This is a genomic window from Nocardiopsis listeri, from assembly GCF_020741345.1.
In the GTDB taxonomy this organism is placed as follows: Bacteria; Actinomycetota; Actinomycetes; order Streptosporangiales; family Streptosporangiaceae; genus Nocardiopsis; species Nocardiopsis listeri_A.
In genome coordinates, this window is the sequence record NZ_DYZD01000107.1 from 1 (window position 1) to 15,091 (window position 15,091).

The 15,091-nt window shown below is 69.3% G+C and carries 10 protein-coding genes; 1 reads left to right on the forward strand and 9 read right to left on the reverse strand.

What is annotated here, in order from left to right:
- Both K8V84_RS06400 and gltB read right to left on the reverse strand, forming a co-directional pair.
- A partial coding sequence (locus tag K8V84_RS06400; RefSeq protein WP_304071677.1) for a glutamate synthase subunit beta occupies positions 1-798 on the reverse strand: 798 nt, incomplete at its 3' end.
- Positions 799-826: 28 nt separating this feature from the next.
- Positions 827-5,383, reverse strand: coding sequence for a glutamate synthase large subunit (gene gltB, locus K8V84_RS06405; protein ID WP_304071680.1), 4,557 nt, complete (start codon positions 5,381-5,383; stop codon positions 827-829).
- Positions 5,384-5,910: 527 nt separating this feature from the next.
- Here gltB and K8V84_RS06410 point away from each other — a divergent pair.
- The gene (locus K8V84_RS06410) at positions 5,911-7,680 is read left to right on the forward strand and encodes a bis-aminopropyl spermidine synthase family protein (RefSeq protein WP_304071683.1); all 1,770 of its coding nucleotides are present in this window, start codon (positions 5,911-5,913) and stop codon (positions 7,678-7,680) included.
- Positions 7,681-7,765: 85 nt separating this feature from the next.
- Here the strand turns inward: K8V84_RS06410 and K8V84_RS06415 are convergent, their stop codons facing one another.
- The 7 genes from K8V84_RS06415 to trpB form a co-directional block, all read right to left on the reverse strand.
- Entirely contained in the window at positions 7,766-8,800 is a 1,035-nt protein-coding gene (locus K8V84_RS06415) for a hypothetical protein (protein WP_304071686.1), read from the reverse strand.
- Between the two features lie 176 nt (positions 8,801-8,976).
- A complete protein-coding gene (locus K8V84_RS06420; protein WP_304071689.1) occupies positions 8,977-10,167 on the reverse strand; it encodes a hypothetical protein in 1,191 nt (396 codons plus the stop codon).
- Positions 10,168-10,269: 102 nt separating this feature from the next.
- Positions 10,270-11,379: a prolipoprotein diacylglyceryl transferase gene (lgt, locus tag K8V84_RS06425; RefSeq protein WP_304071691.1), complete on the reverse strand. Its 1,110-nt coding sequence runs from the start codon at positions 11,377-11,379 to the stop codon at positions 10,270-10,272.
- 55 nt (positions 11,380-11,434) lie between these two features.
- A complete protein-coding gene (locus tag K8V84_RS06430) occupies positions 11,435-12,412 on the reverse strand; it encodes a thioredoxin domain-containing protein (RefSeq protein ID WP_304071692.1) in 978 nt (325 codons plus the stop codon).
- Between the two features lie 57 nt (positions 12,413-12,469).
- The gene (locus tag K8V84_RS06435; protein WP_304071695.1) at positions 12,470-12,973 is read right to left on the reverse strand and encodes a MauE/DoxX family redox-associated membrane protein; all 504 of its coding nucleotides are present in this window, start codon (positions 12,971-12,973) and stop codon (positions 12,470-12,472) included.
- A 347-nt stretch (positions 12,974-13,320) separates the two neighbouring features.
- Entirely contained in the window at positions 13,321-14,133 is an 813-nt protein-coding gene (trpA, locus tag K8V84_RS06440; RefSeq protein ID WP_304071698.1) for a tryptophan synthase subunit alpha, read from the reverse strand.
- A partial coding sequence (trpB, locus tag K8V84_RS06445; RefSeq protein ID WP_304071699.1) for a tryptophan synthase subunit beta occupies positions 14,133-15,091 on the reverse strand: 959 nt, incomplete at its 5' end. The genes trpA and trpB, both read right to left, overlap by 1 nt.

Here is a 15,091-nt window from a genome sequence, read left to right on the forward strand (position 1 = left end):
GTTGGCCAGGGGCAGGTACTCCATGGCCTGGTGGATGCCGTCGAGTTCACGGCCGGGGGCGGGCAGGTCGCGCCACCGGGTGGCGCCGCCGGTGAGGACGACGGCGTCGTTGTCGGCCTTGAGTCGTTCGACGGTGAGGTCGACGCCGATGTTCACGCCGGTGCGGAAGGTGGTGCCTTCGGAGCTCATCTGGGCGATGCGGCGGTCGATGTGCCGCTTCTCCATCTTGAACTCGGGGATGCCGTAGCGGAGCAGGCCACCGATGCGGTCGGCGCGCTCGTAGACGGTGACGTCGTGTCCGGCTCGGGTGAGTTGCTGTGCGGCTGCCAGACCGGCGGGCCCGGAGCCGACGATGGCGACCTTCTTGCCGGTGCGGTGGGTGGGAGGCAGGGGCTTGACCCAGCCCTCCTCCCACGCGCGGTCGATGATGGAGACCTCGACGTTCTTGATGGTGACGGCGGGCTGGTCGATGCCGAGCACGCAGGCCGATTCACAGGGCGCGGGGCACAGGCGGCCGGTGAACTCGGGGAAGTTGTTGGTGGCGTGGAGTCGTTCGATCGCCTCGGCCCAGTCGTGGGTGTGGACGAGGTTGTTCCACTCGGGGATGAGGTTTCCGAGGGGGCATCCGTTGTGGCAGAAGGGGATGCCACAGTCCATGCAGCGTGAGGCCTGCTTGGTGACGGTTCCTCGGTCGAAGTCCTCGTGGACCTCGCGCCAGTCCTGGATGCGCACGTCGACGGGACGGTGCCCGGGAAGCTCTCGCTCGGTGATCTTCAGGAAACCCTTGGGGTCTGCCATGGTTCTTCCTCCTTTCGTGGGCCGGTCTTCAGGACTGCGCGGAGGCCATGACGGCCTCGTCGACGTCGCGTCCTTCGCGTTCGGCCTCGGCCTGGGCGAGCAGGACGCGCTTGTAGTCGCGCGGCATGACCTTGGCGATGCGGTCCAGTCCCTGGTGTCCGGCGACCAGGAGGCGTTCGGCCACGGTGGAGCCGGTCTCGGCGTGGTGTCGGGTGAGGATTCCGGTGAGGAAGTCGCGGTCGTCGTCGGTGAGTTCCTCGATCTCGACCATTTCTCCGTTGACGCGTTCGGGGTCCAGGTCGAGCACGTAGGCCACGCCTCCGGACATGCCGGCGGCGAAGTTGCGGCCGGTGCGGCCCAGGACGACGGCTCGGCCGCCGGTCATGTACTCGCAGCCGTGGTCGCCGATGCCCTCGACGACGGCGGTGGCACCGGAGTTGCGGACGCAGAAGCGTTCGCCGACGATGCCGCGCAGGTGGATCTCGCCGGAGGTGGCGCCGTAGGCGATGACGTTGCCGGCGATGATGTGGTCCTCGGCGACCAGGCGTGAGTTCTCGTCGGGGCGGACGATGACGCGTCCGCCGGAGAGGCCCTTGCCGACGTAGTCGTTGCCGTCGCCTTGGAGGCGCAGGGTCACGCCCTTGGGGACGAAGGCGCCGAAGGACTGTCCGGCGGATCCTGTGAAGGTGATGTCGATGGTGTCGGTGGGCAGGCCCTCGGCCCCGTAGCGCTTGGTGACCTCGTGGCCGAGCATGGTGCCGACGGTGCGGTTGACGTTGCGGACCGGCAGTTGGAGCGCCACGGGCCGGCCGAAGTCCAGGGCACCCTCGCTGAGCTGGATGAGGGTGTTGTCCAGGGCCTTTTCCAGGCCGTGGTCCTGGCCGCGTCGGCGGGAGCGGTGGTCGCCGGCGATGGGTTCGACCTCGTGCAGGATGGGCGACAGGTCCAGGCCCTGGGCCTTCCAGTGGTCGACGGCGTCGGCGGTGTCGAGCAGGTCGACGGAGCCGATGGCCTCGTCGAGGCTGCGGAAGCCGAGTCGTGCGAGGTATTCGCGGACCTCTTGGGCGATGAACTCGAAGAAGTTCACGACGTACTCGGCCTTGCCGGAGAACCGTTCCCGCAGGACAGGGTTCTGGGTGGCCACGCCCACGGGGCAGGTGTCGAGGTGGCAGACGCGCATCATGACGCAGCCGGAGACGATGAGGGGTGCGGTGGCGAAGCCGTACTCCTCGGCGCCGAGCAGGGCGGCGATGACGACGTCGCGGCCGGTCTTCATCTGACCGTCGGCCTGGACGACGATGCGGTCGCGCAGCCCGTTGAGCAGCAGGGTCTGCTGGGTTTCGGCGAGGCCGAGCTCCCACGGGGTGCCGGCGTGCTTGAGGGAGGTCAGCGGCGAGGCGCCGGTTCCTCCGTCGTGGCCGGAGATGAGGACCACGTCGGCGTGCGCCTTGGAGACGCCGGTGGCGACGGTGCCCACGCCCGCTTCGGAGACCAGCTTGACGTGGACCCGCGCGGACGGGTTCGCGTTCTTGAGGTCGTGGATGAGTTGGGCGAGGTCCTCGATGGAGTAGATGTCGTGGTGGGGCGGCGGCGAGATGAGGCCGACGCCGGGGGTGGAGTGCCGGGTGTGGGCCACCCACGGGTAGACCTTGTGGCCGGGCAGTTGGCCGCCCTCGCCGGGCTTGGCGCCCTGGGCCATCTTGATCTGGATGTCGTCGGCGTTGCTGAGGTAGTGCGAGGTGACACCGAAGCGGCCGGAGGCGACCTGCTTGATGGCGCTGCGGCGCAGGTCTCCGTTGGGGTCGCGGGTGAAGCGGTCGGGGTCCTCGCCGCCCTCACCGGTGTTGGACTTGCCGCCGAGGCGGTTCATCGCGATGGCGAGGGTCTGGTGTGCCTCGGCGGAGATGGAGCCGTAGGACATGGCGCCGGTGGAGAAGCGCCTGACGATCTCCGAGACGGGTTCGACCTCGTCGATGGAGATGGGTTCGCGCACGCCTTCCTTGAGTCGGAAGAGTCCGCGCAGGGTCATGAGCTTCTCGGCCTGGTCGTCGACCTTGTTCGTGTACTCCTTGAAGATCTCGTACTTGCGGCTCCGGGTGGAGTGCTGGAGCTTGAAGACCGTCTCGGGGTTGAACAGGTGGGGTTCTCCCTCGCGGCGCCACTGGTACTCGCCACCGACCTCCAGGCGCCGGTGGGCGTTGGGGTTGGCGGTGTGGGCTCGGCGGTGGCGGATGGCGACCTCTTCGGCGAGGACGTCGAAGCCGACCCCGCCCAGGCGGGAGGTGGTGCCGGTGAAGCAGCGGTCGATGACCTCCTGGCCCAGGCCCAGGGCCTCGAAGATCTGGGCGCCGGTGTAGGAGCTGACGGTGGAGACACCGATCTTGGACATGACCTTGAGGACGCCCTTGGCGTAGGCCTTGAGGGTGTTGCGCACGGCGGTGTCGGCGTCGACGTCGGCGAGGGTGCCGCGCTCGACCATGTCGCGGACGGTCTCCAGGGCCAGGTACGGGTTGACCGCGGAGGCGCCGTAGCCGACGAGGAGCGCCACGTGGTGGCATTCGCGGACGTCGGCGGCCTCGATGAGCAGGCCGACCTCGGTGCGGGTCTTCTCTCGGACCAGGTGGTGGTGGACGTTGCCGGTGAGCAGCAGCGACGGGATGGGGGCGCGCTGGTCGTCGGTGCGGCGATCGCTGAGGACGAGGATGTGGGCGCCGTCGGCGATGGCCGCGGTGACCTCGGTGTCGATCTCGTCCAGGCGGTCGGACAGGGCCCGGCCGCCGCCGTCGACGGGGTAGGTGCCGTCGACGGTGAAGGTCTTCAGGGCGGGGTTGGTCTGTCCGGCGGCGATGATGGCGGCGAGTTGGGCCTGGTCGACGACCGGGGTGGGCAGCACGAGCCGCTGGGTGTCACCGGGAGCGGCATCGAGGATGTTGTGCTCGGCGCCCAGGAGGGTGGCCAAACTGGTGACCATCTCCTCTCGGATGGCGTCCAGCGGCGGGTTGGTGACCTGCGCGAAGTTCTGCGAGAAGTAGTCGAAGAGCTGGCGCGAGCGGTCGGACAGGGCCGCCACGGGGGTGTCGGTGCCCATGGAGCCGATCGGCTCGGCTCCGGTGCGGGCCATGGGGGTGAGGATGACGCGGAGCTCTTCCTCGGTGTAGCCGAACACGCGCTGGGCGAGGTCGAGTTCGGTGACCGGGGTGGGCTCGGCCTCGGGGAGGTCGTTCAGGCGTAGGACGCCGGAGTCGATCCACTCCTGGTAGGGGTGTTCGGCGGCGAGTTCGGCCTTGATCTCCTCGTCCTCGATGATCCGCCCCTGGGCGGTGTCGACCACGAAGATGCGGCCGGGCTGTAGACGGCCCTTGCGCACGACGGTGGCGGGGTCGATGTCCAGGACTCCGGCTTCGGAGGCCAGGACGACGAGGCCGTCCTCGGTGACCCAGTAGCGGCCGGGGCGCAGGCCGTTGCGGTCCAGGACGGAGCCGACGAGGGTGCCGTCGGTGAAGGACACCGACGCCGGCCCGTCCCAGGGCTCCATGAGGGTGGAGTGGTACTCGTAGAAGGCCCGGACCGCCGGGTCCATCTCGGTGTGGTTCTCCCAGGGCTCCGGGATCATCATCAGGACGGCGTGCGGCAGGGAACGGCCGCCGAGGTGGATGAGTTCCAGGGCGTCGTCGAAGGACGCGGTGTCGGAGTCGTCGGGGTCGACGATGGGGAAGATGCGGTCCAGGTCGCCGGGGATGAGGTCGGTGGCGAGCTTGGCCTCGCGCGAGCGCATCATGTTCCGGTTGCCCTTGACGGTGTTGATCTCACCGTTGTGGGCGACGTAGCGGAACGGGTGGGCCAGCGGCCATGACGGGAAGGTGTTGGTGGAGAACCGGGAGTGGACCAGGGCCAGGCCGGAGGTGTAGCGCCGGTCGGACAGGTCCGGGAAGAACGGTTCCAGTTGGGGTGTGGTGAGCATGCCCTTGTAGGCGATGGTGCGCGGGGACAGGCTCGGGAAGTAGACGTCGGTCTCGTGTTCGGCGCGCTTGCGGACGCAGTAGGCGTGGCGCTCCAGGTCGATACCGGTCAGGCCCTCGGTGGGACCGCCCTTGCGGCCGGTGATGAACAGCTGCCCGAAGTAGGGCATGACCTCGCGGGCGGCGGGGCCGCTGTAGCGGGGTTCGAAGGGGACCTCGCGCCACCCGAGGAGGGTGAGGCCCTCTTCGGCGACGATGGCGTCGATCCGCTCGACGGCGGCGGCCCGTGCGGCCGCGTCGGCGGGAAGGAAGCCGATGCCGGTGGCGTAGGAGCCGGCTTCGGGGAGGTCGAAGTCGCAGACCTCGGTGTAGAGCTCGTGGGGGACCTGGGTCAGGATTCCCGCCCCGTCCCCGTCGTCGGGGTCGGCCCCGGAGGCTCCTCGATGGTCGAGGTTGCGAAGGACGGTCAGCGCCTTGTCCACGATGTCGTGGCCGCGGCGGCCGGTGAGGTCGGCGACGAATCCGACACCGCAGGCGTCGTGTTCGTGGGCGGGGTCGTACAGGCCCTGGGGCGTGGCTTCGGGGTTCGTTCGGACGGACGAACGCCGCACGTTTCCAGCAGGCATCTACCCTCCTGTCGTCTTCTGTCGGCTTTGTGAAAAGCGCATTCGGGACGACATTGGCCCTGCTGCGTACGTGATGAAGTTGTGGCCCGCCGTCGTGGGCGCCCCGGGGCACCTGCCGTGTCGCGTTCACGTCCTCGTGACGCCGGTGGTGTTCGGGTCGCCCGGTTTCGGGCAGGTTCCCTTATACACGCCGGTCCGGTGACGATGCGAATCGCCGCGTGCTCGGCGCTGACCGCTCGGGCCCCTCTGGAGAGCCACGCGCTCGCGCTTTCGGTGACGGCCGGCTTTGCCCGTTGTTCCACGCGAAAACCCGGCTAAACCTTCCCGGGCGCGGTGAAGACCGGACCACGGTCGGATGTTCACCGTGGCGAGACCTCGTCCACCGGCCCCACCTGCAGGTTATGTCGGTGTTAACGCTCTTCCCAAGGGGGGATGAACGCACCGGGGAGTGATATCTCCCTCATCGGTGACGAACCACCCTGACCTGCGTCACCGGTGTGGTGCGCACACCATGGGAGGATCGCCAAATGGCAGGACACCCGACTTCCCCCGGCCCGGATTCCGGGACCTCAAGCGAACCCGCACGTGTACCGGGCACCCCGGTACTGGACAGCCCCGCGGCGCCCCGCGCCGGATCGAGCCCTCCCCTGCCCGAAGTGGCGGAGAGGTTCCTCGACGAGTACGGGATCGACGCCCCGCGCCCGCGCCTGATCCTGGCGTTGCTCTCCGACGGACGTTGGTGGAGCGCCAACGACCTGGTGCGGGCCGGCGGCATCGCCCACTCCGTGGTGCGTTCGCTGCTGCAGACCCTCGACGAGGCCGACGAGGTGGCCAGGGACGGCGACCGCTACCGGTTGCTGCGCCCCTCCCACTACCAGGACGCGACGGCGCCGATGCCCGCGGACCCGGTGGCGCACATGCTGCCCGAGCACCCGCGGGCCGCGGCGGAGCTGGTGCGGGCGGTGGCCGAGGGACCCGCCTCCGACCTGGACCTGGACCACGTGGCGGCGACGGCGGAGACGGCCCTGCGCCGTGCCCTGTTCCTGACCACCCGATTCGACCTGACCCGGCGCACCCTGTTGTGCGTGGGAGACCACGACCTGACGTCGCTGGCGTTGGCACTGGTGCTGCCCGGAGCGAAGGTGGAGGTCGTGGACCTGGACGAGCGGGTCCTGGAGCACATCGACACGGTGGCCGAGCGTTCGGGTGTGACCATCCGCACGCACAGCGCCGACCTGCGGCTGGGCCTGCCGCAGAGGTTGCGCGAGCGCGCCGACGTGGTCTTCACCGACCCGCCCTACACTCCGGACGGCGTGGAGTTGTTCGTGCGTCGCGGCGTGGAGGGGTTGGCGGACCCGCGCAAGGGCCGGGTGTTGGTGGCCTACGGGGCCAGTGAGACCACTCCGAAGTTGGCTGCCGCCGTCCAGACTCGGTTGGTGCGGATGGGGCTGCTGATGGAGGCGGTGTGGCCGGACTTCAACCGCTACCTGGGCGCGGAGTCGATCGGTGCCGCCAGCGACCTGTACGTGCTCCGTCCGCTGTCGAAGACGCTGTCCGCCCCCAGCGGGGACAGTGCCCGGGTGTACAGCCAGGGCGTCAACGCCAAGGAGTCGCGGGGCGGGACGGACGTGGAGCGCGCTCGGGCGGTGCTGGAACGGGTCGCCGAGGACGGTGCCGAGCGGGGCCGAGAGGAGTTCAGGAGCGAGCCTGCGCTGGTGGGCGACTGGCCGCGCGAGGTGTGCAAGGAGGTCCGGGTACGCCTGTCCACCTGGATGGACTCTCCCACGGCCGTGGGTCCGTGCGCGGTGATCGACCTGACCGGTGGTTGGGACCGGATCGCGGCGCGGGTGGCGTTGGCCACGACCGCGGACAACGCATACGTCCTGGTGCCGTCGTCGTCCAGGTGGGTGCGTGACGAGGCCGGGCAGAAGGCGTTCCGGTCGATGGTGGAACCGGGGATGCGGGTGAGGTTCCTGCGCGGGTTCGGCGCCTCGGACCTGACGGTGATCCGGCTGGAACGCGAACCCGAACCGGGTGGGAGTTCGGGCCGTTTGCTGGCCCATGTCCAGGCACATGCGCACGGGACGCTCACCACGACGCTGCGGAGCGGCCTGATGGAGGTGACGGCCTGGGCCGGACGGCCGGTGAACAAGCGCACGGCCCGGCAGGCGGTGGCCTCGGCTCCGGCGTGGTTGCCCGGGCACACCCTGTTGGACCTGCCCGAGCACCGGTTCTCGGACCTTCGGGTCGTCTCCTCCGAACTGCTGGCCCGGGTGGAGGAGGTCCGAGCCGGTTGACGGACCCGTGCCGAGCGAGACGGCGGGCCCACGGAGAACGAGTCTCCGTGGGCCCGCCGCGTGTTCGGTGGGTGTCGCCCCGGGTCTACTCCGCGGGTACCACCGGAGCCTCGCCCTCGACGGGCGGCTCCTCCTGCTGACCCGGGACCTCGCCGGGCACCTCTTCGACGCCGGGCTCGCCGCCGGGTTCCGTTCCGGGCTCGCCGCCGGTCTCCTCGGTCCCTTCGGTGTCCTCGGCTCCCGTGCTCTCATCGTCGTCGTACTCGATCATGCGGCGGAAGAGCGGGTCGCGGAAGTTGGCCAGGGCCACCAGCGGGGTGGACAGGGTGACGCGTTCGTCGACCGAGTCGGAGTCGGTCGGTTGCACCCAGACCACGACCAGGTAGTGGCCGCTGACGATGGCGTCGGCGGCGCTGTAGCCCGAACCGAGCCGGTCGAAGGGCTCGGTGCCGGAGGGCGGCAGCACGAACCCCGGGTCGACGACCTCTTCCGCGGGCTCGCCCTCCTCGGGCGTGGGCAGGTCCAGGGCCTCGGCCACCGCGCGGCTGCCCTCGACGTCGGCCAGGTTGAACACGGTGGCCACACCGAAGTAGTTGTCGGAGAGGTAGGCGGCGCGCCCGGCCTGGCTGCAGTCGGCGTCGGCGAGGGCCTGGGTGGCCTGCTCGCCCCACACCGCGGTGGAGCAGTCGTCGGTCAGGTCCGACTCCTCCAGGGTGAAGTCGATGCTCTGGCTGGAGATCTCGGCGTTGCGGCGTTCGAACAGTTCGCCCTCGTTGAGGACACGGCCGTCGATCTCACGGGAGGCCAGGACCTCGTTCATGTTCCCGGCGTCTCGGACCTTGTAGTCGGCCGGGCGGGTCTGCGGGGCGGCCTCGTCGCTCCCCTCGTCCCCCGACAGCTGGAAGAACAGGACCACGCCCAGGGCGATGAGGGCGACGACCAGCGTCCCGACGAGGATGGTCAGCGTCCGACCGAAGCGTCGGGGCTCCTTCTTGCGTCGTCCACCGCCTCGTCGGCGGCCGCCCTCTTTGGAAGGGGCGGGGGTCTGCTGTTCGTCGAGTTCGTTGTTCTTCCTCCGGCGGCCCGGCCTGCCAGGCGTCGAGGGTTCAGAAGAGGACACCCAAAGGACCTTTCCGTGGGTTCGGGCCGGTCACCTGTGGTGACCGGCCCGCTTGCGCTCGAGTTACGAGGGGAGGGGACTTCCACCTCGGACACGACCCTGGCGGGCGGGTCGATCTGTCCGAGATCCTATCGGGACGTCCGACGGGGCCGGACAGGTCCGAGGTTCGGCCCGCTCTACTCGCCCTCGTCGCCCCGGTAGGCGACGACCTCGTCGTAGACGAAGGAGAACGCGCTCATGGAGGCCACGTCCAGGGTCGCCAGGTCCGAGTCGTCCCCGGGTTCGGAGCCGTCGGCCTTGGCCGTCCAGAACACGGCCAGGTAGTGGCCCATGACCTGGGTGCTGGCCTGGCTGTAGCCCTCCTGCAACCCGTCGATGTCCTCGCCGGTCCGGCTCAGCAGGAAGCCGAGGTCGGTATCGGAGTTGGTCGGGTCCAGGGCCGCCGCGGCGTCGGTTGCGGCTTCGCTGTCGGACAGGTCGAACAGCGTCACCTGGGCGACGTACTCGTTGTCGGAGTCGGTGTAGACACCGGAGGCCGCGCTGACGCAGTCACCGTCGATCAGGCTCTGTCCGAGCTCGTCGCCCCACACCAGGGAGGTGCAGGAGTCGGTGACAGCGGAGTCGCGCAGTTCCAGCTGCATGTCCCCGAGCTCCAGTTCGCCCACGGAACCGAAGACCGCTTCCTCCGTCATGGGTTCGGCCTCGGCGGGGCGTTCGTCGATGGGACCGAACACCTCCGGGTCGTTCTCCTGGAAGCGGTACTGCGCCGGGGTGAGAGTGCTGTGTCCGTCGGGTGGGGCGACGACGCTCTGGTCGCCTTCCCCGGATCCGCCGCTGCCACTGAAGAGCTGGTAGGCCAGCACCCCCAAGAGCGCGACCAAAGCGATGCTGAAGGCGCCCAGGAGCACGCCCAGCACGGCGGTGCCGCGCTTGCGTTTGCTCTGCTCGGCCAGGGTGTACACGATCTGGTTGGGACGGTCCCCCAGGACGGACACCTTCTTGATCGCGGACGCGGAGAAGGCGGAGACGCGGCTCACGCCGCGCTTTTCCCTGCCCCTGCGTCGTCCACTCCGACGACCTCCCGCCGCCTCGGCCGCCCGGGAGTCGTCGTCCCCGCCGTGGTCGTCGTAGTCGGTGTCGTCGTATCCGGCGTCGTCGTAGTCGTACTCCTCGTAGGAGTCCTGGTACTCCGACCGGCCCTGAGTGTGTCCGTACTCGGCGGAGAAATCCTCCTCCGGGTCGTAACCCTGGTCGTACCGGTCGTCGTCACGCCCGTAGTCGGCGTGATCTTCGGCGTGGGTGCCGGCGGCGCGACGGGAACCACCGCGCCGCTTCTTGCGTCCGAAACCGGACTCGGCTCTGCTCACGGTCTTTCTCAAATCATCAACCCGTGGTCTGCTCGACTGGTGCGGAAATGGCCCGCGGCGCCTGCGGCCACGGGCCGCGGCGCCGGAATTCGGCGTCCCGCGTTACTCGGGCTTCGACCCGGAGTCGTCTCCCGCGCCCTTGGCGTCGTCCTCCGTCGAGCCCTCGCTACTAGATCGCTCAGGGCTCGGGTGGTATTCCGTACCGGCTTCGTTGGACACGCCACTGTCCTGGTCCAACACCGAGTCGTCGGTGTCGACCGCGCTGTAGACGGTGCCCTCTTCCTCGGTCCTCGCGCCGGTGTCCCCGAACACCTGGGTGCCGGCGTCCTGACCGTGCGGGACCACAGCGGTGGAGAAGCGGTCCAGGCGGCTGCCGGCCCACACGAAGTAGGCCAGGGCGCCCAGGAACACGACGATGGAGGTCCAGTTGTTCAGGCGCAGGCCGAAGAAGTCGTTGGCCGGGTCCACGCGCAGGTACTCGATCCAAAAACGGCCCGCGCAGTAGCCCATGATGTAGAGGGCGAACAGACGCCCGCCCTGAAGGGAGCTCTCGAAGCGCCGGCCCAGGTAGGCCAAGAGGACGGCCAGGCCCAGGCACCACAGGGATTCGTACAGGAAGGTGGGGTGGTAGGTGCTCACACCGGGTTCCATGCCGGCGCGCAGGTAACCCTCGGGGGTGAGGTTGATCTCCACGGCCCAGGGCAGGTCGGTGGGTCGACCGAACAGTTCCTGGTTGAAGTAGTTGCCCCAGCGGCCGATGGCCTGGGCGAGGGGGATGGTGGGGGCGATGGCGAAGGAGAGCTTGGACATCGACAGCCCGCGCTTGCGGGCGACCAGCCACACGCCGACCGCGCCGAGGGGAATGGCGCCCCAGATGCCGAGGCCACCCTCCCAGATGAAGAAGGCGCGGATGGGTTCCTTGCCTGGACCGAAGTACAGCTGCGCGTCGCTGATCACGTGGTAGAGGCGACCACCGATGAGTCCGAGGACGACCGCCCAGACCGCCATGTCCATGATGGTGCCGGGCTCACCGCCCATGGCCTTCCAGCGGCGCTCGCTCCAGAAGACGGCGACGATGACACCGGCGAGGATGCACAGGGCGTAGAAGTGGATCTCCAGGGGCCCGATCGGGATCGAGTTCACCTGAGGGCTGGGAATGGCCGCGAGGGCGCGGCCGTACTCGGCCGCGCCCTCCGAAGCTGTCGACGACAATGTCACTGCTCTGCTCTCGGATCCGCCCCGCGTGCGGGGAGTCTGTTCAGGGGTTCTACTCCGCGTCACCCCCCTCGCCCATCGGCTCGGTCTCGACCTCGCCCGCGCTCGCGGAGGCGATCGCCTCGGAAAGACCGCGTGCCGTCATGGCGGAGTTGTTGTCGAGCAACTCGCCATTGATGTAGACGGAAGGGGTACCGCGGAACATGTTGTCTCCGCTGTAGCGAGTGTAAGCCGTTCCGGTGGCCTCGATGATCTCGCCCGTGTAGGTCCCGTCGAGGAAAGAGGGGTCGTGTCCGTTGTCGGCTCCCCAGGCGAGCAGGTCGGTCAGGACCATGGTTCCGAGGGTCTCCTCACCGATCTCCTCGGTGGCGTCCGCGGTCAGGGCCGGCAGGAACTCCTCGGTGAATTCGGTGACGATCTCGGCCTCGGCGTCGAGGCGTTCGTCGAACTCGCTCGCCTGGGTTTCGTCGCTGTCGGTCTGGCGGAACCATTCCTTGAGTTCGTCGACGCTGAAGCCCTCGCGGCCCTCTGTCGGCTGGTTCTCGAACAGCAGGTCGTTGTACTCGACGAAGACGCCGTGGTCGGCGGCGGCCCGGGCGGCGGCGCCGGCCCGCAAAGAGTTGCTGCTGATGGGCGTCGGCTGCTGGGCGAAGATGCTGACCGGACGGAACTGGACGATGGCCTCTCCACTCGCGGCGCGTTCCTTGAGGAGGTCGCCGTTGAGGAGTTCGAACTGGCGGCAGGCGGGGCACTGGTAGTCGGCGTAGACCTCGACCACGGGCGCGGAGACGCCCTCGTTCGCCATGACGACGCTGCCGTCCTCCTGGAGGACCTGGGCGGCCATTTCGCCCTCGTATCCCTCGTCCTGTCCGGAGGTCATGACGGCGTAGCCGATCCCGACGATGAGCAGGACCACGGCGGCGGCGATGCCGACGACGAGGAGGTTCTTCTTGCGCCGGGAGGCCCGCTTCTCCTTCTCCCGTTGTTCCCTGAGCTTCTCGCGGGAGCGCTTGCGCGCTTCACTCCCCATGCTTTCCTCTGTTTCTGACTTTCGGGTGGTCGATCGTCGTCTCGGTGCTCGTCGGGGTCACCGGTACAGGCCGAGGACGCGGTCGAGGGCGAAGGGTGAACGGGGCCAGATCGCGATGAAGGCCCCCATGGCGCCGAAGGCGACGTCACGGGCGATGGAGAGCCCGTAGGTGGTCTCCCCCGGGTCGATCTGGCCGCCACCGCCGAAGCAGCCGCAGTCGATGGACAGGCCCCTGGCCATGGCGGAGACGATCCCGGCGATGAAGACGACCATGAGGATCGCGCCGACGGCCCCGACGTAGCGGGTGGCCAGTCCGAGCAGGAGCAGGAGCGCCAGGGCCAGTTCGAAGAGCGGGAGGGTGTAGCCGATGAGCCGGGCGACCTCGGTCGGGAAGAGGTCGTAGGCCTCCACGGCCTGGATCGACAGGGCGGGCGGGTACTTGGTGACGGCGGCGGTGATGAGGACGGCGGCCAGGCCGAGTCGGCAGGCGAGGCTCACCCAGGGTCGGATGGTCTCCCAGCGCGTGCGTACCGGCTGGTTGTCGTCGATCGTGTCCGTCATCTGGCGCCTTCGGGAGGGAGGGGGTCGGTCTACCGCGAGCGTGGCGCGGGTTCCGCGTTCCGCCGCTCTTCACGTCGGAACAGATCCTACTGTCTGTAGTTCACGAGTGACACAGGGGCGTGGAATCCGGGTGCGGGAAGGGCGTTCCCTGATGCTCGGGGCACCAGCCATCTCACCATCGAATCCGCCTCCGTGGGGCCGATTCGGGTGCTTTCGGGGCCTCTTCTCACCCGATTCTCACTCTCTTAACCCGGGCCTTTACCAGGCGGGAAAAAGGTGGGCCGCACAGTGATGGTGCGGCCCACCACAAGGGACGTGGGTCCCTCGGCGATCTCGGAAGGACCCTCCTAGCGGGACCGAACGCCCTCGGCGAGTTCCTGGGCGAAGGAGCGGACGGCGACCAGACCGGTCTCCAGGTCGGGTGCGTCCAGGATCCGCTGGCAGAACCCGGCGCCGACGATGACCCCGTCGGCGTAGGCGGCGACCTCGGCGGCCTGGGCCCCGTTGGAGATGCCCAGCCCCACACAGATCGGCAGCCCCGATTCACGGGTGACCTCGCGGGTGCGACGGACCAGGGTCTCGGCGGTGTCGGAGACCTGGTCGCGGGTACCGGTGACCCCCATGAGGGAGGCCGCGTAGACGAAGCCGCCGCAGGCCTCGGTGGTCAGCGCCAGACGACGGTCCGAGGAGGAGGGCGCGACCAGGAAGACGCGGTCGAGCCCGGCCTTGTCGGAGGCGGCGACCCACTCGTCGGCCTCCTCGGGGATGAGGTCGGGGGTGATGACCCCGGATCCCCCGGCCTTGGCCAGTTCGGTGGCGAAGCGCTCCACGCCGTAGCGTTCGATCGGGTTCCAGTAGGACATGACCAGGGCGGCGGCGCCGGTGGCCGCGGTGGCCTCCACGACCCGGAACACGTCGTCGGTGGTGGTGCCGGCGGCCAGTGCCCGGCCCGCGGCGCGCTGGATGGTGGGGCCGTCCATCATGGGGTCGGAGTAGGGCAGGCCGACCTCGACGACGTCGCAACCGCCTTCGACCATGGCCTGGACGACCCGGATGGAGGACTCCACGTCGGGGAAGCCGGCGGGCAGGTAGCCGATGAGCGCGGCGCGACCGGCCTCGCGGGCCTGGGCCAGCTTGCTCTGCAGTGTGGTGGTCGGCATCACGCCTGTCCCTCCGAGTCGACGAGGCCGAAGTAGTCGGCGGCGGTGTTGACGTCCTTGTCTCCGCGTCCGGAGAGGTTCACCAGGATGACGGAGTCGGGGCCCAGTTCCTTGCCCAGGCGCAGCGCGCCGGCCAGGGCGTGGGCGCTCTCGATGGCGGGGATGATGCCCTCGGTGCGGCACAGCAGCCGGAAGGCCTCCATGGCCTCCGCGTCGGTGACCGGCTCGTACTCGGCGCGTCCTGTCGCCGCCAGGTGGGCGTGTTCGGGGCCCACGGCCGGGTAGTCCAGACCGGCGGAGATGGAGTGGCTGGGAAGGGTCTGGCCGTACTCGTCCTGCAGGACGAAGGTTCGGGCGCCGTGGAAGACGCCGGGGCTGCCCGCGGTGATGGAGGCGGCGGTCCGGTCGGTGTCGGCGCCCTCTCCCCCGGCCTCGAAGCCGTACAGGGCGACGTTCTCGTCGGGGATGAACGCGGCGAAGATCGCGATGGCGTTGGAGCCGCCGCCCACGCAGGCGGCGACGGCGTCGGGCAGCCTCCCGGTGAGTTCGAGGACCTGTTCACGGGCCTCGGCGCCCACGACGAAGTGCAGGTCCCGCACCAGCTTCGGGAAGGGGTGCGGGCCGGCGGCCGTGCCGAAGAGGTAGTGGGTGTGGTCGACGTTGGCGACCCAGTCGCGGAACGTCTCGTTGATGGCGTCCTTGAGGGTGCGGCTGCCGATGGTGACGGGGACGACCTCGGCACCGAGCATGTTCATGCGGGCGACGTTGAGCGCCTGGCGTTCGGTGTCCTCCTCGCCCATGTAGATACGACAGTCCAGGCCGAGGAGGGCGCAGGCGGTGGCGGTGGCCACGCCGTGTTGTCCGGCCCCGGTCTCGGCGATGATGCGGGTCTTGCCCATGCGCTTGGCGAGCAGGGCCTGGCCGAGCACGTTGTTGATCTTGTGCGAGCCGGTGTGGT